This is a genomic window from Acinetobacter sp. V89_7, from assembly GCF_029967895.1.
Classification (GTDB): Bacteria; Pseudomonadota; Gammaproteobacteria; order Pseudomonadales; family Moraxellaceae; genus Acinetobacter; species Acinetobacter soli.
The window spans coordinates 45987-71652 of sequence record NZ_JASCAJ010000032.1 but is presented as its reverse complement, the minus strand read 5'-3'; the positions used below and the strand labels follow the sequence as shown (position 1 = coordinate 71652).

Here is a 25666-nt window from a genome sequence, read left to right as displayed (position 1 = left end):
TATGTGTGAATAAATAAGTATGTTGATACGACATGATCGGTAGAACGCTAGCTCATCTGTAAAAAGCATCTGTCAGTCACAAGAAAGAAAGTCGGGAAGTACAAGCGTTCGATACAACGTAATAAAAAATGCATCAACAAAAAATGCCAAGGAAAAATACAATGACGGAGATCACCATGAATACAGCGATGTATTATGCAGGCAAGGCAATAGAAGGACAGGGCCCAACATTTGAGGTCATTAATCCTGCGACCGAAAGCGTCATTGTCAAATGCAAAGCGGCAACCACAGCACAGGTCGATGATGCTGTTTTGGCTGCAAAAAAAGCCTTTGAACAATGGCAATATACCTCTGACGAACAGATTCGCTTGAGTCTGGATCGAATTGCCCAAGATATTAAAGCTGAGCGTTCAGTATTGGCTGAGCTGATTACTCTTGAGCAAGGTAAGCCGCTATTTTTAGCCGAAATGGAAGTGGATATGGCGCTGTACTGGCTTGAGGTGACCAATCAGTTTGAAGTGCCAGTTTTGCAGCATACCGATCCAATGGGTAAACAGATGAGCATTTTTCATCGTCCATTGGGCGTGATTGCCTCGATTACACCGTGGAACTGGCCGTTTATGATTGCCATCTGGCACGTAATTCCGGCACTGAAAACCAAAAACTGTGTCATCAACAAGCCTTCAGAATTTACGCCACTGAGCACCATCAAACTGATTGAAATCATTCAGCGACATGTACCCGCAGGCGTATGTAATCTGGTGCTAGGTGCGGGTGAGGTAGGTGCTGCATTGAGTCAGCATCCAGAAATTGAGAAAGTCGTATTTACAGGCTCTACTGCTGTGGGCAAAAAAATCCTGTTTGCGGCAACCGATCAACTCAAGCATGTGGTGCTTGAGCTTGGGGGGAATGATGCCGCGATTGTGTTACAAGATGTCGATGTGGCAGAAACGGCGCAAAAGATTTTTATGAGTGCTTTTTTAAATGCCGGCCAAACCTGTGCCTGTATTAAACGTTTGTATGTACATGAGAGTATTTTTGATCAAATGGTGGCGGCACTGGCACAAATTGCCGATGCTCAGGTGCTGGGCAATGGTCGCAATACGAACACCACGCTTGGTCCAGTGCAAAACCGCAATCAGTATCTTAAAGTCAAAAATATGATTGAGGATGCCGTTGCACAAGGCGCCAAAATTGCGAATCAGAATCTTGCTCGAGTACCTGAAGCGGGCTATTTTATTGCGCCTTTAATTTTGACCGATGTCGATGAGCACAGTGAAATCTTTGCAAAAGAGCAATTTGGGCCAGTATTACCTGTTGTAAGCTTTCGCAATATTGATGAAGTAATTGCGCAATCTAATCAGTCTTCCTATGCATTGGGTGGTTCAGTATGGACGCAAGACATGGCTCAAGCCCACCAAATTGCAGCAAAGATGCAGACTGGTACAGTGTGGATTAACAGTCATGCCGATGTGTCACCGTTTGCAGAGTTTGGAGGCTGGAAACAGTCTGGATTGGGTTATGCATTTGGTTTAGATGGCTTGCTGCTGTTTACTAAAAAGCAAGCCATTCAGTATGCAGTCTAGCTGACTCAGTATTCATCTAACCACTTTTTGAGGCGATGTACGTTAAAAATACAATCACCATCTAAAGTAGCTCTTTAGTGATCTCAAAATAGTGTTGCAAATGAGATGGATAGCAGTACATGTTAAATCGATATTACACACTGAAACAATGCCATAAAATTTAACAACTTAGCGAGATGGTTGAGCAAAAATCATGCTATACAAAAAGGCAGTAAAAAATTTAGGAAGAACACGATGAATCGTTTAGAAATTAAGGTGAAAGATCAATTTGAAAAAGTATATCCCGCGATTGCGCTATTAAAAGATCAGCTCAAATCACCTACAGGTGCAGAACTGAGCCTGTATCAGCGTGTCGAGAAAATCGAGGTGGAAAATGAAACGATTCTCCCTTCGACAGAGCTACTCTTTGAAAGCCAAAAGAGCAACCGTATTTATCGGATTGTCGGTGGATAACAAATACGCTCACGCATAAAAAATTCACTCACCACCTCATGTTCGCATGGGGTGGTTTTTTTATACGCGTTTTACGTTGGTAACAGGAGAGGGTCTGTAGTTTTCTAATTGCTTTTATTAGAAAAATTTGTTAAATGTATAAGGTGTATCCCTATTTTGTTGCGCTGTTGTTTAAATTTATTAAATCTAATCAATAATAATCACAATCGTGGCGAGGCTCGCATGAAAATGCAACTAATACGACTTGATCAAGCAGATCAGCTAAGTGCATGCCGCCTATCGCTTCTGCTTGGACTCAATAGTGACAATGACCTAGTACAACGCTATGTCAGTTTTACCACTAAGCTTCTCAATGTCAAATATGCCATTCTAAGCTTTGAGGAAGAACCGTACGTATGGCATATCAATCATGACGGTCTTCATGCTTTATCTAAAATCGAATTAATACCATCGTTGCGTGCAGTCCATAACATGGATGTTCTCGATGCTGTGCACCCGCAATATATGCATTTATGTCAGGTGCTACAGACATTGGGTGTAAATTATCAGCGTTTAATTGCGATTAATTTACAAAAATCCGATCAGCAGTCGATAGGGGTTGCTATCTTTTTTGATGATGAACTGACATCTTTTGATCCAACCAGTATTGAACTGGTACAGAGCTATACCGCTGGATTTGTGCGCCATGCCGAACTCAAGTTTAATTTTGAAGAGCTCAGAGAACTCTATGAGCAGCAGTCAGCGCTGAATTTTAGTAAAAACAAATTCTTTTCAATTATTGCACACGACCTACGTGCTCCATTTCATGGTTTGCTGGGTTTCTCTGAAGTATTGGCCAAAGAGCGTGAAACATTAGATGAGTCAAGTGTTCAAAATATAGCAGACTATCTTTATGACACTTCGCAGTCGACTTACAACTTGCTTGAAAGTTTACTCAATTGGGCGATGGCTGAGGGCGGGCGATTCGTATACCATCCCATCAGTTTTAATCTTAAGCAAGTGACCACCATTGTCATGAGCATTTTGAATACCTTTGCGCTGAAAAAAAATATTCAGCTCATCGACGATGTACCTGAAGACATCAAGCTTTTTGCCGATATCAACATGATTACTTCGCTGATTCAAAACTTGGTGTCGAATGCACTGAAATTCACGCCTATGGACGGTACAGGCCGGGTCAGTATTTCGGCCAAACAAATTGCTGAAAATGTTGAAATTGCTGTACAGGATACGGGTCATGGCATGACCGAGTCGCAGCTTAAAGAAGTCTTTCAGCCACGTATTACGGTAAGTTTTCGTGGAACCGCTGGAGAAAAAGGTGCAGGTTTAGGGCTCACCTTGTGTAAGCGCTTTGTCGATTTAAATCTTGGTTCGATTAAGGTTGAATCAAAAGAAGGCGAAGGTACAACTTTTCGTGTGATATTGCCTGCGGCGCAGCACGTAACCGACAATGTGATTGAACATGCTGATACAGAAGTAAAATTGGTTTAAATAGATTTCCCATCTTTAGCATGTAACTGCTATAACTATGCAAACACTCAAGTTGCAGGTTTGATTCAATGAATGCTGAGCAGTTACAAATAACTTTAAGATCAAGTCAATACGCAGAACACGTGCTCGAATTACACAGCACCTTTCTCGAGCAGGACTTTCAACTTGATCGGTTTACTGCTCACCTTTCCCGTGACGATATTTTTCAAACAGTTGAACAAACACTCGAGGGTATTGAAGACGAAGCCACATGGATGAAAAGCCTGCGGATTCTTCGTGCACGTTTGATGTTTCGCTGGATCTGGCAAGATGCCAATCAACAGACCGATGTGGTCACGCTCACCCGCGAACTCTCCGATTTTGCCGATGCCAGTATTTGTGCCGCTAAACGCTTTGCATTAGGGCCTTTGCTGGCCAAGCACGGCGAACCGCTCGGTTATTCTGGTGAAGTTCAAGATTTAATAGTGATTGGTATGGGCAAACTAGGTGCTCAAGAACTTAATCTCTCTAGTGATATCGACCTGATTTTTGCCTTCGATGAACAAGGTGAAACGCAGGGCAGAAAATCCATCGATGTACAGCAATTTTGTATTTTGTGGGGACAAAAACTCATTTATCTGCTCGACCATATCACCGCAGATGGCTTTGTTTTTCGTGTTGATATGCGTTTAAGGCCGTGGGGCGATGGCTCAGCCTTGGCGATTAGTCATGTGGCCTTGGAAAAATACTTGATTCAGCATGGACGCGAGTGGGAGCGCTATGCGTGGATCAAAGCCCGTATTATCAGTGGGGGCGTTCATGGCGAACATTTGATGGAGATGACTCGGCCTTTTGTATTTCGTCGTTACGTCGACTATTCGGCATTTGAAGCCATGCGTGAAATGAAAAGCATGATTGAGCGTGAAGTCGCACGTCGTAATATCGCCGATGACATCAAGCTTGGAGCAGGTGGTATTCGCGAAGTCGAGTTTATTGTTCAGGTATTTCAGCTCATTTATGGCGGTTCAAAACGTGAGCTGCAAGATCGGCAGTGTTTGGTAAGTTTGCATCATCTTGGGCAAGTCGGGCTACTTACGCCTGAGGCAGTGGTGCAACTTGAAGATGCTTATCTGTTTCTCAGACGCGTCGAACATGCGATTCAGGCCTTGAATGATCAGCAAACCCAATCTTTGCCACATGATCCAGAGCTACGTCAGCGTATTTTGGATACCTTGCATTACCCGACTTGGGATGCGTTTTTAAATACACTCAACACCAAACGTGAAAAAGTCAGTGAACAATTTAAGCATTTGATTCAGGATGAAATAACAGCACCTGAGCAGACCGATACACAGCTTGAGCAGCGACTTGCAGAAGTGCTGGATGATGCATCTAAAAATTTAATTCACGAGTTTTGGCATGGCAATGCCCTAAAAAAACTACCTGCGAAAGCTGTACAGCGTTTAAAAGATTTTTGGCCATATTTGATTGAGGCAATTTTACAATCTGAACACCCTCAACTGGCCTTGATGCGTTTGATGCCTTTGGTCGAGTCGGTTATGCGCCGGACGGTCTATCTGGTCATGTTGATGGAAAGTCGCGGTGCCATGCAGCGTTTGGTCAAAATGGCTACCGTCAGTCCATGGATCTGTGAAGAACTGAGCCAGTATCCGGTATTGCTCGATGAGTTTTTGACCATGGATTTTGGCTTGCCTACCCGTCAAGATCTTGAAGACTCATTGCGTCAGCAGCTATTACGGATTGAGCTAGATCAAGTCGAAGAACAAATGCAGGTATTGCGCTTGTTTAAAAAAAGCAATGTCCTGACTGTGGCAGCCAGTGATGTACTGGCTGAAAGTCCACTCATGAAAGTTTCTGATGCATTGACCGATATTGCAGAAGTCAGTGTGGCGGCCACACTGCAACTGTCATATCAGACCGTGGCAAAAAAACACGGCTATCCACAAGATGTTACGGGTAAGCGTTGCTCAGCCGATCATTTAGGATTTGCCGTAATAGGCTATGGTAAGCTCGGTGGCATTGAACTGGGGTACGGCTCAGATCTGGATCTGGTCTTTATTCATTCTTTTGATGAGCAAGCCGAAACTGATGGCAATAAAACCATTACCGGATTTGAGTTTGCCATGCGGGTGGCACAGAAATTTCTCTCATACATGACCACACAAACGCTTGATGGTCGTGTTTATGAAATTGATACGCGACTCAGACCTTCTGGAGAGGCCGGGCTTTTAGTGACGAGTTTAAAAGCCTTTGAGCAGTATCAGCTTAAAAATGCATGGCTTTGGGAACATCAAGCGCTGGTTCGTGCGCGCTCGATTGCCGGTGAGCCTGAACTACGTGAAAAGTTTGAGGCGATTCGCTGTCAGATTCTGACTCAGCCGCGCGATGAAGCACATGTGCGCGCTGAAGTGCTCAAAATGCGTCAGAAGATGAAAGATCATCTAGGCTCATCAAATGAACAAAAAAAACATGGGATTTTTCATTTAAAACAGGATGCGGGAGGTATCGTTGACATCGAATTTATGGCACAGTATGTGGTTCTAGCATGGAGTGGGTCGAATTCTGATCTCGCCCATTTTTCCGATAATGTAAGAATTCTAGAAGATGCTGCTCAAGCAGGCTGCTTATCCAGTGAAGATGCCACAGCATTAATACACGCCTATCTAAGCGAACGAGCCGAGAGCCACCGTTTAGCACTTGCAAATCAATCCATGCAAGTGAACGCTGCGGATTGGCACGATACCCGAGTGATCGTTTGCAAGTTATGGCAAAGATTAATAGATCCAACGGCAAATTTTATGGCGTTGGAGAGTAAATAATTGTGTAAAAAAATTTGGAGTGTGTGCCATGAATTTGGCTGATCGTGATGGTTTTATTTGGCAAGATGGACAATTAATCGACTGGCGTGATGCAAAAATCCACGTCTTAACTCATACACTACATTACAGTATGGGTGTGTTTGAGGGTGTCCGTGCCTATGAAACGCCTCAAGGCACAGCAATTTTCCGTCTTAAAGAGCATACAAAACGTTTGTTAAATTCAGCAAAAATTTATCAAATGAAAGTGCCATTTGATCAAGCAACGCTTGAACAGGCACAAATTGATGTTGTACGTGAAAACAAGCTCGCATCATGCTACTTACGTCCACTGATCTGGATTGGTTCTGAAAAACTGGGTATCGCTGCAACCGACAATACTATTCATGCTGCTGTTGCGGCATGGAGCTGGGGTGCTTACCTTGGCGAAGAAGCAATGGCGAAAGGGATTCGTGTGAAAACATCATCGTTTACGCACCATCATCCTAACGTGACCATGTGTAAAGCCAAAGCGTCAGGTAACTATACCTTGTCGATTCTTGCACATCAGGAAGTCGCGCATTCAGGTTATGACGAAGCGATGTTGATGGACCCACAAGGCTATGTATGTCAGGGTTCTGGTGAAAACGTATTCTTGGTAAAAGATGGCGTGCTGCATACCCCAGATATCGCAGGCGGTGCGTTGGACGGTATTACACGTCAAACAGTGATTACTATTGCCAAAGACTTAGGTTATGATGTGGTTGAGCGCCGTATCACCCGTGACGAATTCTACATCGCCGATGAAGCGTTCTTTACTGGTACTGCCGCAGAAGTGACGCCAATTCGTGAATACGATGACCGTGAAATTGGTGAAGGATGCCGTGGCCCAATTACCACAGAAATCCAGAAAACCTTCTTTGATGCGGTTCAGGGTAAAAATCCAAAATATGAACACTGGTTAACTTACGTGAAGTAAGCGAATCAGTTAAGATCAAGGCGAAACGAAAGTTTCGCCTTTTTTTGTGGTTTTGGATAATTCAGATATGCAGATTGTGTACGTGAGTGACGGTAAAGCAGGGCATCGATCACAGGCACTGGGATTGTTTGGTGCGATTAAGCGCAAGGTGCCACATGCACAGTTACAAGAATTGCCACTCGATCAGTTACCGATAGGCACACTGATTTTTGCACTCTGGACGCATCGGTTGTCATACCTTGAACACGCACCAAATTATATTGTAGGGGTGGGCAGTCATACACATTTGCGGGTATGGTTGCTGGGTAAAATTTATCCAAAAGCCAAAACGATCATTTTGATGAAGCCGAGTCTGCCTATATCATGTTTTGATTACACCGTTGTACCAGCACATGATGGTGTTGCAGCATCGCCGCATGTATTGGTCACTCAAGGGGCACTTAATCCGCTTCAAAATGAGCAGCGTCATGTCACTGGACGCATTCTGATTGCACTTGGTGGAAGTTCTAAACGCCATCAATGGAACGAGGCGCAGGTACTCAAAGCCATTGAACAGATTGTGCAGCAGCATCCACAATCGAGCGTCATCTTGACCACATCGCGCCGTACCCCTGAAAATTTTCTGGCACATCTGGGCCAACAATCCTATGCAGCGCGATTAGATATTTATCCGGTGGAGTATACGCCGCAAGGCTGGATCTTTGAGCAAATGCAACTGGCCGATACGGTTTATGTGACTGAAGACAGTGTCTCCATGATCTTTGAAGCCCAAACTGCTGGATGTCGCGTGGGGGTGATTGCAATTGACCGGCTGAAATCTGATAGAATCACGCACATGATCGATCAACTGGCACATGATCAGATTACGGATGTTATTCGTCTACTGCATTATGCTGCTCCACTGAGTGAAGCCGATCGGGTGGCATCTCAAATTTTGGGCTTATCGAGTTCTTAAGTTAATGAAAATATTGCATATTGCAAATTTTGGTTTTAACAAGCAAGGCGCGCATTTCTACTGTACTGATCGTAAAATTTCGGCGGGACTGGTAGAAAATGGACATTTTGTTTACGATTTTAGTTTTCGTGACATGGCGCGCATGGGCACAATTTTTAAAACAAAAAAATTAGGTGCCAGTTGGGCCAATAAAGAAATTCTAAAAATTGTGAATAATCTGGAGCCTGATTTGGTATTGATCGGGCACAGCGACCTGATGAGTCCTGAAGTGCTTAAGCAGATCAAACAGCAATATCCAGAGACCAAAATTGCCTTTTGGTATGTCGATCCATTGTATCTAGAACATAAGCTTGATTTTATTCGTGCTTTTTCGCCGTATCTTGATGCGATATTTTGTACCACGGGTGGCACATACCTACAAAAACTGAAACAGCCGCATTTAAGTGTGGGGTATATGCCTAATATTGGGCATCATAATGTTGAAACATTAGTACAATTTGAAAATCAAAATACTGACAAGACCTTTATTTTTTGTGGTGTGGTGTACAAAGAACCTGAGCGCGAAAAATTCTTGAAAGATCTGGCCAATGCACTGACGCAGGCCCAAGTCAATTATCAGTACTATGGCTGCTTTGATCAGCCGGGGGTCTATGGTAAAGCTTATTATCAAGTGTTGTCAGAGTCGAAAATGGGGCTGAACTATTCGCGCCGAAATGATGTCACATTGTACAGCTCCGACCGCATTGTGCAACTGACCGGCAATGGCTTATTGACCTTTAGTCCGCGTATTCCGGGTTTTGAGCATTTATATACCGACCAGCATGTGGTGTATTTTGATGATCAGTTTGATCTGGCTAAAAAAATTCAGTTTTATGATCAGCATCCAGATCAAGCCGCACAGATTGCACGTGCCGGCTGGCAGCGAACACGCCAGAGCTTTAGTAGTAAACGAATTACGCAGTACATGCTGGAAGTAACGTTCCGCCAGCCCCTGACCGAAGCGTATGAATGGTCACATGAGGTTTATATATGATGTGGTTGTTGTATATCATCATCGGTTTGGTCATTTTGGCCGCGTTGCTTTATGTATTAGGCAATTACACTTTTTGGTTGCCATTTCGCTCCAATAAGTTACCCCGCATCGTGATGCTACATCAGGTCACGCCACATGCCCAAGCCTCGGGAATGAATATGCCACCCGAAAAGTTTGAGCAACTGCTGCAACTGCTGGTGAAAAAAAATGCGGTATTTTGCTTTGTATCTGAACTTGAGCAATATCGTGAGCAAAAAAATGTAGTGGCCCTGAGCTTCGATGATGGCTTTATGGATAATTACGTTTATGCCTATCCACTCTTAAAAAAATATCAAGCCAAAGCGACGATCTATCTGGCAACCCAGATTGAAGGCATTGAGGCATTGACCGTCGATCAGGTGCAGGAGATGGCTCGATCAGGTTTTATCGAGTTTGGGGCGCACACGCAGCATCATGTGAATTTATTAAAACTCGATGATGAAACGGCGTATCAGGAAATGCTGCATTCCAAACAGGATGTAGAAACGCTAGTAGGAGCATGTCCGAGTTTTGCCTATCCATTTGGCCGTTTTAATGAAAAGCATCAACAGATGGCCCGTAAGATTGGCTTTAAAAATGCCGTGTCTACACGTAAAAAGATCGAGCCCTATGATTCAGAGCATCCATTTAATATTCCCCGCGTGAGTACCCACGGCGCAATGAATGCCCTGCAAATGCGCATTGCGCTTGCCAAAGGACGCTATAAATTATGATCCCTAAAATTGCGTGTAGCGTGTATATCGTGACCCTCAATTGTGAGGCGTGGTTATTCAAGACCTTGCAAGGTGTGCAAGATTTTGATGAAGTCATTATTTTAGATTCGGGCAGTACCGATGCCACCTATGCCATTGCACAGCAGTTTGATAATGTGCACATTGAGCATCAGGACTGGCAGGGCTATGCGGGTCAAAAAAGTTTGGCCTTGGCCAAATGTCGCAATGATTGGGTATTGAATTTAGACGGCGACGAAGTACTTTCTGAAGGGTTAAAGCAGGAAATTGCTGAGGTGATTCAGCATAATCAGCTTGATGCCTTAATTACGCCGATTAACGATGTGTTTTTGGGTGTACCGAATAGTAAGCATACCAAGAAACATGCCAAGGTGCGTTTCTTTCGCAAGGCCAAAGGGCATTATGATCTGGCCAATAAAGTGCATGAAAATGTGATTGTAGAGGGTGAATCTCGCCGTGCCGTGCATGATATTTATCACTTTGGTGAGTCGAGTATTTTCGTCAAAGTAGAGAAAAACAATCAATACTCCAATTTAAAAGCCGCCGAAAAATTCCAAAAAGGTAAATCCCCAAGTTTGGCAAAACTTATATTGGTGATGCCGATGACGTTTATTAAGTCGTATTTTATCCGTCGTAGCTTTCTGAATGGCTGGCGCGGTTTTGTTAACAGCATGGTCAATGCCTTTTATGCTTTTTTAAAAGAAGCCAAATTATTTGAGCAAAGCATGAAAAACGATAAGAAATAAACGGATCATCGATGAAAATAGTGCAAATAATGGCCACCGACGGCGGTCGAATTGGTGGGCTTGAAAAACATACCTTTCAACTTTGTGAAAAGTTAGCAGAGGCGCATGAGGTACATCTGTTTTTAGATGATCACTATCGTGCGCAGGCACCGGTTGCGTCTAGTTTACATTGTCATTATTTTGATTTTTCTAAAGGACGCATGAATCTGTGTCTTTTATTGTCAATGTATCGAAAGCTTAAAAGCATACAGCCCGATCTTATTCATGCACAAGGCGGCAAAGCCTCTAAAATGCTGAATTTTTTACTCCCATTTTTAAAGTTACCGAGTGTCGCGACGATTCATGGTATGAAAAATAACATGAAAAGCTATCGTCACTTTTCTGAAGTCATTACGGTGAGTCAATCGGTTGCCAAAAAAATTCTGCCCGTCCGTTCTGTACATGTGGTACATAATGGCGTGTCGATTCAAGCCGTTCCAAATAAGCATCAGCAGTCGATCAAACCAATTCGAAAAGCAGTTGCAATAGGACGTTTAGATCCAGTCAAAGGCTTTGATCGCTTGATTGACGCTTGGCAAGATATAGATATGCAGCTTGAAATTTTGGGGGATGGTCCAGAACATGAGCAGTTATCTCAAAAAATTAGGGCGCTTAAACTTGAGCACAAAATTCATCTGCTCGGTCATCAGACCGATATTTACCGTTATTTAGCCTCCGCAAGCTTTGTGGTGATCAGTTCATCACGTGAGGGTGGGCCCATTATTTTAGCTGAAGCTTTATTGGCTAAAATTCCTGTCATTTCAACAGATGTAGGTATGGTAAGGGAGTTTATTCCAGAAGCATATATTGCAGCTGGCTTTGATGTCGAGCATCTGCGTCAATTGATCAACGAGGCGGTAACGCACCTTGATCAACTCGACCAAGAATTCCAAACAGCCTTTCATCGAGCAGCAAGCCAGCTCTCACTTGATGCCATGACCCAGCACACATTAAAGGTGTACCAACAGGCATTAAAGCGAGTTTAAGTCAGTTATTTTTGTTTGGGTGTTAAGCGAATTGCATCTAATACCACAAAATTGGAATGAACATCGATGGTGTGACAACCATCATCTTCTGCTTGCCAATCGGGCAGTACGGTTTCAATTAATTCTTCGGCATATTCAGATGGGCTTAAAGTTAAAATACGCTTGAGTTCGATATGCCCGCCGTAGCGTTTGAGCGAATCCTGACTTGGTCGAACCAGCATGTCTTTGTAGATGAACGGTTTACCTGCCATTCGACATTGTAACTTTCCAGTGCATACTGGGTTTTGTGGATGCTCTTTCCACTCAGGCTGTAATAAATTTTCGGTAAAAAACAAATCCAGACGATCACCAAATTTTTTGCAATTTCTGCGTGTGGATGTAAACAGATACCATAAGCCTTCATGATAAAACGGGGTGGTATCTACAGCCTCAATATTGTCCATGAGCACTGAATGTTGCTCCCACACAAAGGGGAATTTTGTGCATTTCCAGAGCTCGATGGTTTTATTGGCTGTTGTTTCTGGAATCATGTACCAGTCATGATCTATTTTAAAAACACAGGGATAAGAAAGGTGATAATCCAGTTTTAATACGGCGGTCGGTTGGGTATATGTGCCATCTTTAAATACTTCTAAGACAGACAAGAATCCTACTGGATGCTGGTCGTCGACCTCTTCAAAAAATATAAAATGACGGCCATCTTCTTCGGCATAGAAACTGTCTGCAAAAGTAAAGCGACGATGGGAGTGGATCTCAAACAGATCATTAAGTTGATCTAAACCTGAAAAGGGCTGAGCTAACCACCCAAAACGTATGTACCAATGTGAATCAAAGGTTTTATCTTGTTTTTTTTGTTGGTATTTATACCATTTTTTTAGAATTTCACGCTTTATCATCAAATTTTACACTCGAAAAAAGAAAAATTAAGTAAAATGTCGACGTTTATTTTAGCATTTGATTGAAATGAAAAAATATTTAATTAGTATTGAATCGCAAGACAGTAAAAGGCTACAAGGATTTTACGAACAACGGACTTTTCATAACTATAAAGATGAATTTAAACAATTCGGAATTATTGGAAAAAACTTAACTGTTAGCCAATATTTTGAAATGGGTGTTGCAGGTAAAAACAAGCCCATGACGCCTGGTGAGCTGGGCTGTACACTTTCTCATTTAGAAGCACTCAAAGATTTTCTTAGTTCCGATGAAAAGTATGCGATCATTTTTGAAGATGATGTCATCGAACGTTTCGAAATCAATTTTGAGGATTTAGAAGTAAAGTTAGAAGAACTACATCTGGGTAAAAATTTTCTGTTTAGCCTAGGCGGTATTCAAATGAAGATTTGTCGAAAAGTAAAAGGACAATTCATCAATAAAAATATCCTAGACCAAAAAGTTTTAAAAGTAGATCCCTTTTTTTATGAAAACTTAGCCTATGCTTATGCCTATATAGTTGATCGTGGGATGGCTAAAATATTGTTAGATTTTCATTCTTCCCCAAGAGTTTATGATCAATGGTTTGATCTTATAATAGTATCTAAAAACCAATTCAGCATTTATGTATCCTTTATTTTTGATCATCCTAAGATTGATAACATAAAAGAGAGAAGTTATCTTGAGAATGAAAGAGATAAATTGATAACAACGAAATTTAAATCCAATTTAAGCTATTTTTATATTAAAAAAAAGTTAAGAGGATTATGTCTTAAAACCTATGAACTAAATAGTTAAATATTGAGGGAAATCATCTTGAAAAAATATCTTATTAGTATTGAAACATATGATAGTCCAAGATTGGAAAATTTTTTTTCCCAAACTATCTTTCGTAAATATAAAAATGAATTTATAAAAATTGGTATTAAGGGTAAAGACTTAACTGTCAATGAGTATTTTGATCTAGCAATTTCAGGACAAAAAAAAGCTCTGAGTCCTGGGGAATTAGGTTGCACATTATCTCACGTTGAAGCTCTTAAGAATTTTATTGAAAGTAATGAAAAATATGCTTTAGTACTTGAAGATGATGCTATCCAAATTCAAGATTTGGATTTAAAACAATTAGAATTTGAAGTAGAAAACTTGAGTTTAAAAAACTGTTTCTTTATGAGTTTAGGGGGGATTCAACTTAAGGTAAATGACCGTATTTATGGTAAAATACAAAATAATAAAATTTATAATAAAAATATTTTAAAACTTCATAATTTTAGTATATGTAGCTTATCTTACACTTATGCATATATTGTGGATAGAGAAATGGCTCAAGTACTAATTGACTATCATCGAAAACCACATGTTTGTGACCAATGGGATGAATTATATCAATTCAACTCTGAGATCAATTTTTATGCTACTTTTCTATTCGACCATCCTGAGATAGAAAATCATACACCTTTAACGAGTAGTATAGAATTTGAGCGAAAAAAATTATTAGAAAAAAATAGAAGGGAAAGAGGTTTTCTTGAAAAATTGAATAGATCATTAAAGAAAAGGTGGCTAAAATTGTTTTATGAAACATATCGTAATTGATAAAGATATAATTGGTTGTATTTATGAGTTTTAGAAAAAAATATTATAGCTTATTTCGATTTTTTTATAGAGAGTGGTTTTCTTCTATAAGAAAATATAAAGTAATATATGAGGAAAATAAAAAAATTTCTTCAAAAAATATTTTGATCATCGGTATTTATTTGACTGACTATGACAATCAAGCACGTACATTGGTGAAACAGTTCCGTCAATCTAAAATCCATAATATTAAACAGGTATGGTACGCTATTGGTATTAAAGATTTACCAAATGATATGAAAGATGTAACCATCGGACATTCTAGAAAAAAAATTCCAAAATTTACTTTATTAAATTTAATACTTAAAAACTTAGATTACAAAAATTATGACCTTATAATTTTTTCAGACGATGATATTTTTGTTCGTGAAAATTTTATTGACACATATACTTATCTATTAGATAAATATCAATTCAAATTAGCACAACCTGCTAGAACGAAGTATAGTTACTATGATCATAAAATATGTTTGCAAGCGAAGGAAAAAGTTATAGCCCGAACTACAAACTTTGTCGAAATTGGTCCTATTTTTTCAGTTTCTCAAGATATTTTTAATAAAATTTTACCCTTTCCTGAGGAAAGTCCAATGGGATATGGATTGGATTATATTTGGCCTATTATATCACGAGAGAATAATTTCAAAATTGGGATTATAGATGCATCGCCTGTAGATCATAGTTTTAGAGAACAAGGCAAAACCTATTCTTCAAATAACAATCTTTACCAAATGGAGAAGTTTTTGAAGGATAAAAAGAGTACTTTTCATGAGGAAAAGTTAGTTTATAAAACTTTCAGCTAAATGGATTTTAGTCGCTGTTAATTTTATCAATTAACAGCGATAGCCTACTTATTATCCGCATTTCCTTTTAACACCATATAAATGAGTGCAACAAAAATCAGTAGTGCACCAGCCAAGCTACTCACACAGAAAAATAGAATGCGTTGATTCGTATCTAAATTGAACAGTTCGTTGGCCAAGATATAACGCATAAATAACCATTGTGCTAATGAAAAACCAATAACCACGAGCGCGTGACGACGCACATCAGAACGCATAGCCATAATGAGTTATCCAAAGGGAGAGAAAGCTATATTATGCCATTCGACGGTAGTCAGCTCAACAGAATCGTCTAATTTGAGAATCTTATCGGTAATAAAAGTAACAAATTATCACTATGTGCTAATTATGAAGATTATTTAACGTGATCTCACCATAAATTCATTTTATTTCTTAAACTTTGGCTTTAAATGCTGTTCGTTTTTGAGATTGTGCCATTGAGCTTGGGGATAAAGATTTGAAACATCCAATTGATTTTGTAATGATTTGGGTCGATTCAAATGATATGAATTGGAAAAAAGAATTTGTTCGCTTCAAATACAAAGACGCTGTTTTTACAGACGACTTGTTAGATGAACAGTGCCGATATCGTGACTGGGAAAATTTACAATATTGGTTTAGATCTGTAGAAAAATACTGCCCATGGGTCAGAAAAATTCATATCGTAACATGCGGACACTTTCCAGAATTTCTAATGAAAGAGCATCCAAAACTCAATTTCGTTACACATGATCAGATTATCGATGCAGCCTGTTTACCTACATTTAGCTCTCATGTCATCGAAATTAATCTTCATAAAATTGAAGGTTTGGCTGAACATTTCGTCTATTTCAATGATGATATGTTTATCACTCAGCCACTTCTTCCTGAGTTTTTCTTTCGAAAAGGACTGCCTTGTGATGGGCTTGTTTTACAACCTTTGATGGTGGTGGGTGAAGAAAACTTTTTGGGTGCAGTCACCCTCACAGATGTTGCGATTATTAATAAATATTTCAATAAACGCCAGCTTTTCAAACAGATGCCTCGTGCATTCTTTAATCTTCATTATCGGTTTAAAAATAACTGGACTAATTTTTTAGAGCTTTATAATCGAAAATTTTCAAATTTTTATAATACGCACTTACCACAACCTTTTTTAAAATCGATATTTAATGAAGTGTGGGAAAAAGAGCAGGATTATTTACAACACGTATGTACGCATCGTTTTAGAGAGCCATTAGATGTAAATCAGTATCTATTTCGGATGTGGCAATTATGCTCTGGAAAATTTTATCCGGTTGATATACTTGATCGAGGTCAAAATTATGATCTTAAGTTTGAATCTTTAACCGAAATAAAAGAGGCTGTCAAAATGCAAAAACTGGCTCAAGTTTGTTTAAATGATCATGAGCATGTACAAAATTTTGAACAGTTAAAAGCTGAAATTATTGAAATTTTTTCTGATCAATTTAATTTACCATCTAGTTTCGAGCGCTAAAGATATAAGAACACCCCGAGAGTTGAATTAAAGTTTTCAACTGTCAGGGTGTAAGACTTAAAGCAGATAGCTTAATTCATTAAACTAAAATCAAGCCTCTTTCTTTGGCTGCTCGCGTAAACGAATACCCAAATCACGTAGTTGATTCGCTTCAACTGGTGCTGGTGCCTGAGTCAATGGACATTCAGCAGTCTTGGTTTTCGGAAATGCAATCACATCACGAATTGAAGACGCACCAGTCATGAGCATGATTAAACGATCTAGACCAAATGCCAAACCACCATGTGGAGGCGCGCCATAGCGCAAGGCATTCAGTAAGAAGCTAAACTTCTCTTCGGCTTCTTCGTCTGAAATACCCAATGCTTCAAAGATGGCTTTTTGCATTTCAAGCGTATAAATACGCAATGAACCACCACCGACTTCAGTACCATTCAAGACCATGTCATAAGCAACAGAAAGTGCTTCACCCGGATTTGCTTTCACATCTTCAACGCTTGATTTTGGCAGCGTAAATGGGTGGTGAACTGAAGTCCATTTACCATCATCTGTTTCTTCAAACATTGGGAAGTCGACCACCCAAAGCGGCGCCCATTCACAGGTTGCAAGTTTAAGGTCGTGACCGATTTTCACACGAAGTGCACCCATGGCATCATTTACCACTTTGGCTTTATCAGCACCAAAGAAGACGATATCGCCGTTTTCTGCACCTACACGCTCAAGCAATTGCATCACGATCGGTTCAATGAATTTCACGATTGGAGACTGTAAGCCTTCTACGCCTTTTTCAATTTCATTGACCTTGATGTAAGCGAGGCCTTTAGCGCCATAAATGCCTACAAATTTGGTGTATTCATCAATCGCACTACGTGGCAAAGCGCCTGCGCCCGGCACGCGAAGTGCTGCAATACGGCCTTTAGGATCTTTGGCTGGACCCGCAAATACTTTAAACTCGACGTCTTGCATCAGATCTGCAACATCAACAAGTTTAAGCGGAATACGCAAGTCTGGCTTGTCCGATGCATAGTCACGCATCGCTTCGCTGTAAGGCATACGCTGGAACTTGTCGAACTTGATACCGAGCAATTCGTCAAACAGCTTAACGGTCATGCCTTCCATTAGATCCATAATGTCATCATCATTTAAGAATGATGTTTCGATGTCGATCTGGGTAAATTCAGGCTGACGGTCTGCACGCAAGTCTTCGTCACGGAAACACTTTGCAATTTGGTAGTAACGATCAATACCGCCCACCATCAACAATTGTTTGAACAACTGTGGTGATTGTGGAAGAGCATAGAAACTTCCATTTTGTACGCGGCTTGGAACCAAATAGTCACGTGCGCCTTCAGGTGTTGCACGCGTTAAGATTGGGGTTTCAACATCTAAGAAACCATGATCGTCTAGGTAGTTACGAATCAGGTTGGTCACTTTAGAGCGAAAACGCAAACGATCTAGCATTTCTGGACGACGAATGTCCAAGAAACGGTATTTTAAACGATGCTCTTCAGAAATATTAATATTGTCATCATTTAATGGAAATGGCGGAGTTTCAGATTGTGCGAGAACTTCGATCTCTTTGCCCAACACTTCAATTTGACCACTGACCATATTTGAATTTTCAGTGCCCTCATAGCGGCGACGTACACGACCCGTAATTTTCAGTACAAACTCAGAGCGTACTTTATCTGCGGTCGCAAATGCCTCTGGCGTATCTGGGTCAATAACCACTTGAACCAAACCATCGCGGTCACGCATATCAAGGAAAATCACACCACCATGATCTCGGCGACGGTGTACCCATCCACATAGGGTTACGGTTTGGTCAATTTGGGCTTCTGTTAAAGAGCCACAGTAATGAGTTCGCATCATGTCGTAAAAATCCAAACTATATTGGCTGTTGGGGCGTATACGTAAACAGCGTACCGCCAGTGAATCAGCGATTATGCCTTTTTGAGTGGCGGGTCACAAGAACTAGCGCCAAAAACTGCAAAAAATGCGCTATTTTTGAACGGATTTAATCAACTTTGTGAATCTGGTTGTGTGGAAAAACCAAACCATGCCAAAAATACAATTGACCATAGCGCCATACTGCCAAGAAACCCGCGGAAAAAGTAATTGATCGATTTACCCACATGATCGTAGGTTTCTGCTTTCCACGAATCGAGGCTAAGTGGTTCGGCATAGCCCATCACCCAATATAGGCCGCTTAACATAGAAAAAATAAACGCAGTCCAGCAAAAACGCTGAATCAGTCGTGATACCAGTTTAGTCTGCTGATGCTGCTTAAAATAGTGTAAACACATCCAGATTAAAATTGGCAGAGTTACCACCGAAGTACCAATCTGCATGAGCATATGTACATGGGTATGATAGCCCAAAATCGAAATTTCTCTGCTCAGTGCATCTTGAAAGACAAAGGTTCGAAAATCGGCATGGGTAAAACCATCCCAAATAATATGTGTGGCTGCGCCAATTAAAACTGAAACCACACAGCCAATCAGAAAGCCACAGGTACGGTCTAGAGTATTCAGATTAAGTGGATCGTGTAGAGACAGCCAGCGATAGATAAATGGACGATACAGCACATACCACACCGCACAAAACAACAGCCCAACCAACAGATTAGGCACAATCATCCCAGACCACTCATGACTGATGGTCAAGCTGGCATTGGTAAATAATCGAAACAGATCGGGAGTCATACAGCCGATTGCCAGAGCAGCAACAGGTAAGCGCTGGCCGCTCAGTTTGGCAATGGGAGGTGCCAAAATGGCATGTGAAAGCGTAAACGGCATATTGAAAGCAAAATTATTTTGTCTTTTAGGTCGCGCCTAGTGTAGTCGACAATGCAGTTTGAGAATGTTTTTTATTGCAAAAATAGTGCAATGTTATAATATTACAAAAATTAAGCAAATTTTAAGATTTTAAGAATTCGAGGGGAATCCAATGTTGTTCACCAGAAGTGTGCTCACACTTTCAATTTTTGCTGCATTGTCGAGTGTGGTACATGCGGCCAATGACACAAACACCGTATCAAAACTCAAAACTATCGAAGCAACCGCGCATCCATTGGTTCAAACTGCGGTCGATTATGCTGCGGCAGACAATATTATTCAAAATCAGCAATTGGTACAGGGCGGCGCTACCATTGGTGAGGCGTTAAGTGATCAGGTGGGTGTGTATTCGAACCAGTTTGGTCCTGGCGCAAGCCGTCCTGTCATTCGTGGTCAAGACAGCGCACGTGTGAAGGTATTACAAAACGCCTCGGAAACGATTGATGTTTCAACCTTGTCTCCAGATCATGCCGTGATGGTCAATCCGATTTTAGCCAAGCAAGTTGAAATTGTACGTGGGCCTTCAACGTTGCTGTATGGTGCAGGTACAGTCGGTGGACTCGTCAACGTGACAGACAACAAGATTCCCACCCAAATGCCTGAACAAGGATATGAAGGGCAGGTGGGACTGCGTTACAACACGGGCAGCGACGAGAAGTTAGGGAGTGCAGGCTTAACGGTAGGTTTAGGCGAGCAAGTTGCATTAAGACTTGAAGGCCTGAAGCGAGATGCCAATAATTACATTGCACCGAATTATCTGCATGAAGGTGAAAAAGAGCGTCGCGTTGACAATACCTTTGCCAAATCTGAAGAGGCGACAGTAGGTTTGTCTTGGATTCATGATCGCGGTTTTACCGGCATTTCTTATACCAACCGTCAGGATAAATATGGCTTACCCGGTCATAGCCATGAATATGAGAGCTGTCATCCGCATGGTTTAAAATTGCATTGCGGCAGTCACGATGATCATGACCATGAAAATCATGCCGCAGAAGAGGGTCATGACCACGATCACGAACATGCACACGATCATGCAGGGCCATGGGTCAATTTAAAATCAGAACGCTACGATTTTAGAACCGAACTGAATGATCCCTTTTCTGGCTTTAGCAAACTACGTGCACAAGCCAGTTATACCGATTACAAACATGATGAAATCGAAGAAGGAGAGGCCGCAACCACTTTCAAAAGCCAAGGTTATGATGCACGTCTAGAATTGGTACATCAGCCTTTAGCCAAGTGGGAAGGCGTGGTAGGTGCACAGTTTGGTCGTCAGAAACTCGATATTACTGGCGAAGAGTCGCTCTTTGCTGGCCCGAGTACTACCGACAAATGGAGTCTATTTGCACTTGAACATACCCAGTGGAACGATGTGCATTTTGAAGTGGCTGCGCGTTTTGATCAGCAAAAAATCGATATCGATTCTCCGCAAAAAAACTATGATGATCATGCCTTTTCGTATTCAGGCGCTGCCAACTGGGCGTTTGCACCAAATTATAAATTATCCTTTGTCGCATCACATCAAGAACGGATGCCACTGGCGCAAGAGCTATATGCCAATGGTAAACATTTGGCCACCAATACCTATGAACTGGGCAATCAAAACTTAAGTACTGAAAAATCCAACAACCTCGAGCTTGGCTTTCACTACGATGCAGATAAGCTAAATTATCATGTGCATGTGTTTCATAACTGGTTTGACGACTACATTTATGCCCGCACGTTGGATCGTTTTGAAAACTTCCGTCTGGTTGAATACACGCAAGATCAAGCACGTTTTTATGGTGTGGAGGGAGAGTTGTCTTATCAACTTTCTCCACGCTATACAGCCACAGTATTTGGTGACTATGTACGTGCCAAAATTGAAACCGAAGGCAATGCCCCACGTATTCCAGGTGGCCGTTTAGGTACGCGGGTCAATGCAGACTTTGGAGATGGTTTTTCTGGCTTAGCCGAATATTTCCATGTGTTTAAACAAGACAAATTTGCGGCTTTTGAGAATGAAACCGCGGGCTACAACATGGTGAATTTAGGCTTGGCGTATACGGCACGTGCCAGCAATCGCACTGATTACCGTGTCTATGTGAAAGCCAATAATTTACTTGATGAAACGGTGTATAACCATGCGTCATTCTTGTCGAATCTTCCGCAGGTGGGGCGTAACTTTACTGTAGGCGTCGATTTTAGCTTCTAAGTAATTGATGAAATTAACAATGTTTCACGTGGAGTGCCCTAAGGGCGCTCTGCATGATTTAAGTTAACCGCTATACCGTTTTGGCCTTCATATTTGCATTAAAATCACCTTAATTTTCAATCAAAGCCATAAAACTCAAGCTTTGAATGGAAATATAAATACCCAGTTAAATTTGCTTGTAAAAAAATAGATATATTATAACGTAACGAGTGATTGGCTTTTGGAGCATCACGATGCTTACTCGTTCTCATGTCTTTGCACTTTCTATTCTCTCACTATCGATTCAGCATGCTTTTGCACAAACCACACCCAGTGATGCTGCTGTCAACGATTTGCCAACCATTGAACTTCAAGCTCAAGCTACGCCCAAACAGCCGTTCAATGAGACGGCTGGAGATGTAAGTGTGGGACGCGATCAACTGATTCAAGGCGGAACCACCATCGGTAACGCCTTGAATGGTCAATCGGGAGTTTACTCGGCGCAATATACAGGTGGGGTGAGCCGGCCTGTGATTCGTGGCTTAGATGGTGCACGCGTCAAAATTACCCAAAATGGCGGTGATACGCTCGATGTTTCCTCGGTTTCTCCCGACCATGCCGTGACGGTCAATCCTAATGCAGCCGATCAGATCCAGATTTTAAAAGGCCCTGAAGCGCTGCTCTATGGTGCAGGCTCTGTGGGTGGATTGGTCAATGTCATCGATCATAAAATTCCATCTAAAATGCCAGACAACGGGTATGAAGGGCAGTTGGGTGTTCGCTACAACACGGGTGATGATGGTTTGGTTTATTCAGGTGATTCGACTGTCGCACTGGGCAGTCAGTTTGCATTGAATGTGGGCGGTTTAAAGCGTGATGCCAACGATTATATTTTGCCGCATGATTTGCAGGAAACATCGCGCCGTGAAGACAATACCTATGCCAAATCTAATGATTATCATGCCGGACTGTCATGGATTTATGATCGGGGCTATACCGGAGTTGCCTATAGCGAACGACACGATCGCTACGGGATTCCGGGAGATAATCCGTTATATGGTTTATGTAAACCCAGTGCAGGCAAGCTCGATTGCGGCACTTTAGCTGATCAACAGGCCGCTTTGCAGGAGCAAGATGGCGCGGCAGCATGGATTAATCTTAAAGAAAAGCGATACGATTTCAAAACTGAGCTGAATGATCCATTTGCAGGGTTTTCCAAGCTGGCTGCACAGGCCACTTATACCGATTACCAGCATCAGGAAATGGACGGAGACGAACCAGATACTACCTTTATCAGCAAAGGCACCGATGCCCGCATTACCTTAGACAACATGGCTTGGGCAGGCTGGACTGGGCAGTTTGGCACACAATACACTCAGCAAAAACTCACCATTAACGGTGATGAAGCACTCATGGACCCAACTGTCACCAAACGCTATAGCGTGTTTGGTATGCAGGAAAAACAAGTTGATCAACTACATTTTCAGGTGTCATCGCGTATCGATCATCAAACCATTGATATCGATGGCAATGATGTAGATGTGGGCGCCAAAAATTATACTGGTACGGCGTACTCCTTGGCGGGTTCAATCGACTGGGCATTTAAGCCAAATTACAAGCTGTCTTTGACAGGCTCACATCAAGAGCGCCTGCCGCTGGCGCAAGAGTTATATTCGAATGGCGCACATATGGCCACCAATACCTATGAGTTAGGCAATGACGATTTGCAAAAAGAAAAATCGAATAATCTTGAACTCGGTTTACATTTTGACAATGACCAAGGCCTTAAATATAACTTGAGTGCTTTTCAAAGCTGGTACAACAACTTTATCTATGCCAATACCTTAGATCGTTTTCAGGACTTTCGTCTGATTCAATACGATCAAACCGATGCCCGCTTTTACGGAGTAGATGGAGATGTGAGCTATCAACTCAGTCCACGCTACAATGTGGGGGTATTTGGGGATTATGTACGCGGCAAGCTAGATGATGCTGGAAATGCCCCACGTATTCCGGGTGGACGCTTAGGCACGCGGATCAAGGCAGATTTTGGACAGGGTTACTCAGGAACAGCCGAGTATTACCATGTCTTTGGTCAGGATGATCTGGCCAATTACGAAACTGAAGGCAAGAGTTACAACATGCTGAATCTCGGATTGGCGTATGATGGGCAAATCAATACCAAAACGGGTTATCAGCTTTATGCCAAAGCCAATAATCTGCTTGACAGCAAAGTATATCTACACGAGTCATTTTTATCGGATGTTCCACAAATCGGGCGTAATTTTACCATGGGCATCAACTTTAATTTTTAATGTGTTTATCGCTACACACATAAAGGAAAGCCTCGGCTTTCCTTTTGTTTTTAAGCAGATTGACGCGCAGAATTAACCAAATCAGTCTTGAAACATCTCACGAGACTCTCTAGTCTGAACCCAGTGATTGGGATAACTTGTTATGCGTATTTTTCAACGAATTCATACCAAACTGAATTGGTCTGGGCGCCGTTATTTTTCTTTAATTGTCGGGATGTTGGTTTTAGGCTATGTTGCATCGGCAATTTATCATATCTATAAGCCCTTGCCGCAAGGCCTCAATTATAGCGGTAAGCTACGACATGCCGAACTCAAGTTTTTAGCAGATCAAACGTTTCTCGATGCACAGGGGCGTCAACAATACGATCATCAGATCTTTGATCAAATGTTGGCGCTGATTCAGCAAGCCAAGAGTACCATTGTGCTGGATATGTTTCTGTTTAATTCAGAGGTAGGTGACAGCAAAATTTCACAGCGTCCTCTGATGCAAGAGCTGACACAGGCATTAATTCAAAAGCGCCGTGAGCATCCGAATATACAAATTGTGTTTATTACCGATCCGATCAATTCTGTTTACGGGGGTATTTTTCCTGAGCAATATCGTCGGCTTCGTCAGGCAGGCGTCGATGTGATTGAAACCAATCTGACTCCGCTGCGTGCTTCAAATCCGACTTGGTCTGGCCTGTGGTATTTATGCTGTCAAGGCATTGGGAACAACGTCGAAAAAGGCTGGTTGCCCAATCCCTTTGGCCAACAGAAAATCACCCTTCGTAGTTATCTGGCACTGGCCAATTTAAAAGCCAATCATCGAAAAACCATGGTGGTCGATACCGATCAAGGCTGGAAAAGTCTGATTACGTCTGCCAATCCGCACGATGGCAGTTCGCGTCATTCTAATGTTGCTGTGGTGGTCTCTGGCCCGACGGCAATGGATGTGTTGCAATCTGAACAAAGTGTGGCTCAAATGTCGGGTGGTACATCACCTGTTGTGATTATGGGTGAAATCAATTCACCCACGACTGAGCCTCAGGTGCAGCTTTTGACCGAAGCGGCAATTTATCACGCTGTTTTAGATTTAATTCAGCGTGCCAAAGCCAAAGATCAACTAGATCTGGCAATGTTTTATTTGTCTGAGCGCCAGATTATTTCGGCTTTAAAGGCAGCACACGAGCGTGGGGTAAAGGTTCGGGTGTTACTAGACCCGAATAAAGATGCCTTTGGTCGACAAAAAAATGGAATTCCAAATCGGCCTGTGGCCTCCGAGTTGCATGCCGCAGGTATTCCGGTACGGTGGTGTGATACGCATGGCGAGCAGTGCCACAGCAAAATGATCATCAAATCCAGTGCGACTCAAGCTGAAATGATTTTGGGTTCAGCGAATTTTACCGCAAGAAATCTGAAAAATTATAATCTGGAAACAGATATCATGGTCAAAGGTCAAACGCAGGCAGCCGTTTTTCAGGATGCTACTCGATATTTTAATACAGCGTGGTCAAATCTGAATGGCCGTCAGATGAGTGTGGACTATTCTCAATATGCCGATGAATCCCAACTGAAGTATTGGACCTATCGATTTATGGAGTGGTCGGGTCTTTCGACGTTTTAAGTTTTAAAGAGAGGCATCGCCTCTCTT

21 protein-coding genes are annotated in these 25666 nt (G+C 41.8%); 17 read left to right on the top strand and 4 right to left on the bottom strand.

Annotated elements, in window-relative coordinates; all coding sequences use genetic code 11:
- Positions 1 to 161 precede the first annotated feature (161 nt).
- From QLG00_RS13065 to QLG00_RS13020, 10 genes are all read left to right on the top strand, one after another.
- Positions 162 to 1586, top strand: a complete 1425-nt coding sequence (locus QLG00_RS13065; protein WP_282471175.1) for an aldehyde dehydrogenase family protein — start codon at positions 162 to 164, stop codon at positions 1584 to 1586.
- A gap of 234 nt (positions 1587 to 1820) precedes the next feature.
- The gene (locus QLG00_RS13060) at positions 1821 to 2039 is read left to right on the top strand and encodes a hypothetical protein (protein ID WP_004933004.1); all 219 of its coding nucleotides are present in this window, start codon (positions 1821 to 1823) and stop codon (positions 2037 to 2039) included.
- A gap of 222 nt (positions 2040 to 2261) precedes the next feature.
- Positions 2262 to 3530, top strand: a complete 1269-nt coding sequence (locus tag QLG00_RS13055) for a HAMP domain-containing sensor histidine kinase (protein ID WP_004933007.1) — start codon at positions 2262 to 2264, stop codon at positions 3528 to 3530.
- 68 nt (positions 3531 to 3598) lie between these two features.
- Positions 3599 to 6349 carry a bifunctional [glutamate--ammonia ligase]-adenylyl-L-tyrosine phosphorylase/[glutamate--ammonia-ligase] adenylyltransferase gene (gene glnE / locus QLG00_RS13050; protein ID WP_282471174.1) on the top strand — a complete coding sequence of 917 codons (2751 nt, stop codon included), beginning with the start codon at positions 3599 to 3601 and terminating at the stop codon, positions 6347 to 6349.
- Positions 6350 to 6377: 28 nt separating this feature from the next.
- Positions 6378 to 7304: a branched-chain amino acid transaminase gene (locus QLG00_RS13045; protein WP_004933014.1), complete on the top strand. Its 927-nt coding sequence runs from the start codon at positions 6378 to 6380 to the stop codon at positions 7302 to 7304.
- 67 nt (positions 7305 to 7371) lie between these two features.
- Positions 7372 to 8259, top strand: a complete 888-nt coding sequence (locus tag QLG00_RS13040; RefSeq protein ID WP_282471173.1) for an ELM1/GtrOC1 family putative glycosyltransferase — start codon at positions 7372 to 7374, stop codon at positions 8257 to 8259.
- Between the two features lie 4 nt (positions 8260 to 8263).
- Positions 8264 to 9292, top strand: coding sequence for a glycosyltransferase (locus QLG00_RS13035; RefSeq protein WP_125268518.1), 1029 nt, complete (start codon positions 8264 to 8266; stop codon positions 9290 to 9292).
- Positions 9289 to 10044, top strand: a complete 756-nt coding sequence (locus QLG00_RS13030) for a polysaccharide deacetylase family protein (RefSeq protein ID WP_282471172.1) — start codon at positions 9289 to 9291, stop codon at positions 10042 to 10044. The genes QLG00_RS13035 and QLG00_RS13030 overlap by 4 nt, the downstream gene beginning before the upstream one ends.
- Positions 10044 to 10808 (top strand): glycosyltransferase family 2 protein, encoded by a 765-nt coding sequence (locus QLG00_RS13025; protein WP_282471217.1) that lies wholly within the window; start codon positions 10044 to 10046, stop codon positions 10806 to 10808. Before QLG00_RS13030 ends, QLG00_RS13025 begins: the two co-directional genes overlap by 1 nt.
- Positions 10809 to 10819: 11 nt before the next feature.
- Positions 10820 to 11833, top strand: coding sequence for a glycosyltransferase (locus tag QLG00_RS13020; protein ID WP_282471171.1), 1014 nt, complete (start codon positions 10820 to 10822; stop codon positions 11831 to 11833).
- Positions 11834 to 11838: 5 nt separating this feature from the next.
- On the opposite strand, the gene QLG00_RS13015 is transcribed toward QLG00_RS13020, so the two are convergent.
- Positions 11839 to 12729, bottom strand: a complete 891-nt coding sequence (locus tag QLG00_RS13015; RefSeq protein WP_282471170.1) for a hypothetical protein — start codon at positions 12727 to 12729, stop codon at positions 11839 to 11841.
- A 67-nt stretch (positions 12730 to 12796) separates the two neighbouring features.
- On the opposite strand from QLG00_RS13015, the gene QLG00_RS13010 reads away from it, so the two are divergent.
- From QLG00_RS13010 to QLG00_RS13000, 3 genes are read left to right on the top strand one after another with little or no spacing between them, the layout of a single operon-like run.
- Positions 12797 to 13564, top strand: a complete 768-nt coding sequence (locus QLG00_RS13010) for a glycosyltransferase family 25 protein (protein ID WP_282471169.1) — start codon at positions 12797 to 12799, stop codon at positions 13562 to 13564.
- Between the two features lie 18 nt (positions 13565 to 13582).
- Positions 13583 to 14356: a glycosyltransferase family 25 protein gene (locus QLG00_RS13005; RefSeq protein ID WP_282471168.1), complete on the top strand. Its 774-nt coding sequence runs from the start codon at positions 13583 to 13585 to the stop codon at positions 14354 to 14356.
- 23 nt (positions 14357 to 14379) lie between these two features.
- On the top strand, positions 14380 to 15195 hold the full coding sequence (locus tag QLG00_RS13000) for a hypothetical protein (protein WP_282471167.1): 816 nt from the start codon (positions 14380 to 14382) through the stop codon (positions 15193 to 15195).
- 44 nt (positions 15196 to 15239) lie between these two features.
- Here QLG00_RS13000 and QLG00_RS12995 read toward each other — a convergent pair whose 3' ends face one another.
- Entirely contained in the window at positions 15240 to 15458 is a 219-nt protein-coding gene (locus QLG00_RS12995; protein ID WP_004933038.1) for a hypothetical protein, read from the bottom strand.
- Between the two features lie 257 nt (positions 15459 to 15715).
- Between QLG00_RS12995 and QLG00_RS12990 the strand changes: the two genes are divergently transcribed.
- On the top strand, positions 15716 to 16711 hold the full coding sequence (locus QLG00_RS12990) for a stealth conserved region 3 domain-containing protein (protein WP_282471216.1): 996 nt from the start codon (positions 15716 to 15718) through the stop codon (positions 16709 to 16711).
- Between the two features lie 90 nt (positions 16712 to 16801).
- Here the strand turns inward: QLG00_RS12990 and aspS are convergent, their stop codons facing one another.
- Complete coding sequence (gene aspS / locus QLG00_RS12985; RefSeq protein ID WP_076033505.1) at positions 16802 to 18580, bottom strand: aspartate--tRNA ligase; 1779 nt, start codon at positions 18578 to 18580, stop codon at positions 16802 to 16804.
- A gap of 149 nt (positions 18581 to 18729) precedes the next feature.
- The gene (locus QLG00_RS12980; RefSeq protein ID WP_004943569.1) at positions 18730 to 19506 is read right to left on the bottom strand and encodes a DUF4184 family protein; all 777 of its coding nucleotides are present in this window, start codon (positions 19504 to 19506) and stop codon (positions 18730 to 18732) included.
- Between the two features lie 151 nt (positions 19507 to 19657).
- Here QLG00_RS12980 and znuD (QLG00_RS12975) point away from each other — a divergent pair, with 151 nt between their 5' ends.
- From znuD (QLG00_RS12975) to QLG00_RS12965, 3 genes are all read left to right on the top strand, one after another.
- Positions 19658 to 21739, top strand: a complete 2082-nt coding sequence (znuD, locus tag QLG00_RS12975) for a zinc piracy TonB-dependent receptor ZnuD (protein ID WP_282471166.1) — start codon at positions 19658 to 19660, stop codon at positions 21737 to 21739.
- A gap of 233 nt (positions 21740 to 21972) precedes the next feature.
- On the top strand, positions 21973 to 24033 hold the full coding sequence (gene znuD, locus QLG00_RS12970) for a zinc piracy TonB-dependent receptor ZnuD (RefSeq protein ID WP_282471165.1): 2061 nt from the start codon (positions 21973 to 21975) through the stop codon (positions 24031 to 24033).
- A gap of 142 nt (positions 24034 to 24175) precedes the next feature.
- Positions 24176 to 25639: a phospholipase D family protein gene (locus tag QLG00_RS12965; RefSeq protein ID WP_282471164.1), complete on the top strand. Its 1464-nt coding sequence runs from the start codon at positions 24176 to 24178 to the stop codon at positions 25637 to 25639.
- Positions 25640 to 25666: the final 27 nt, after the last annotated feature.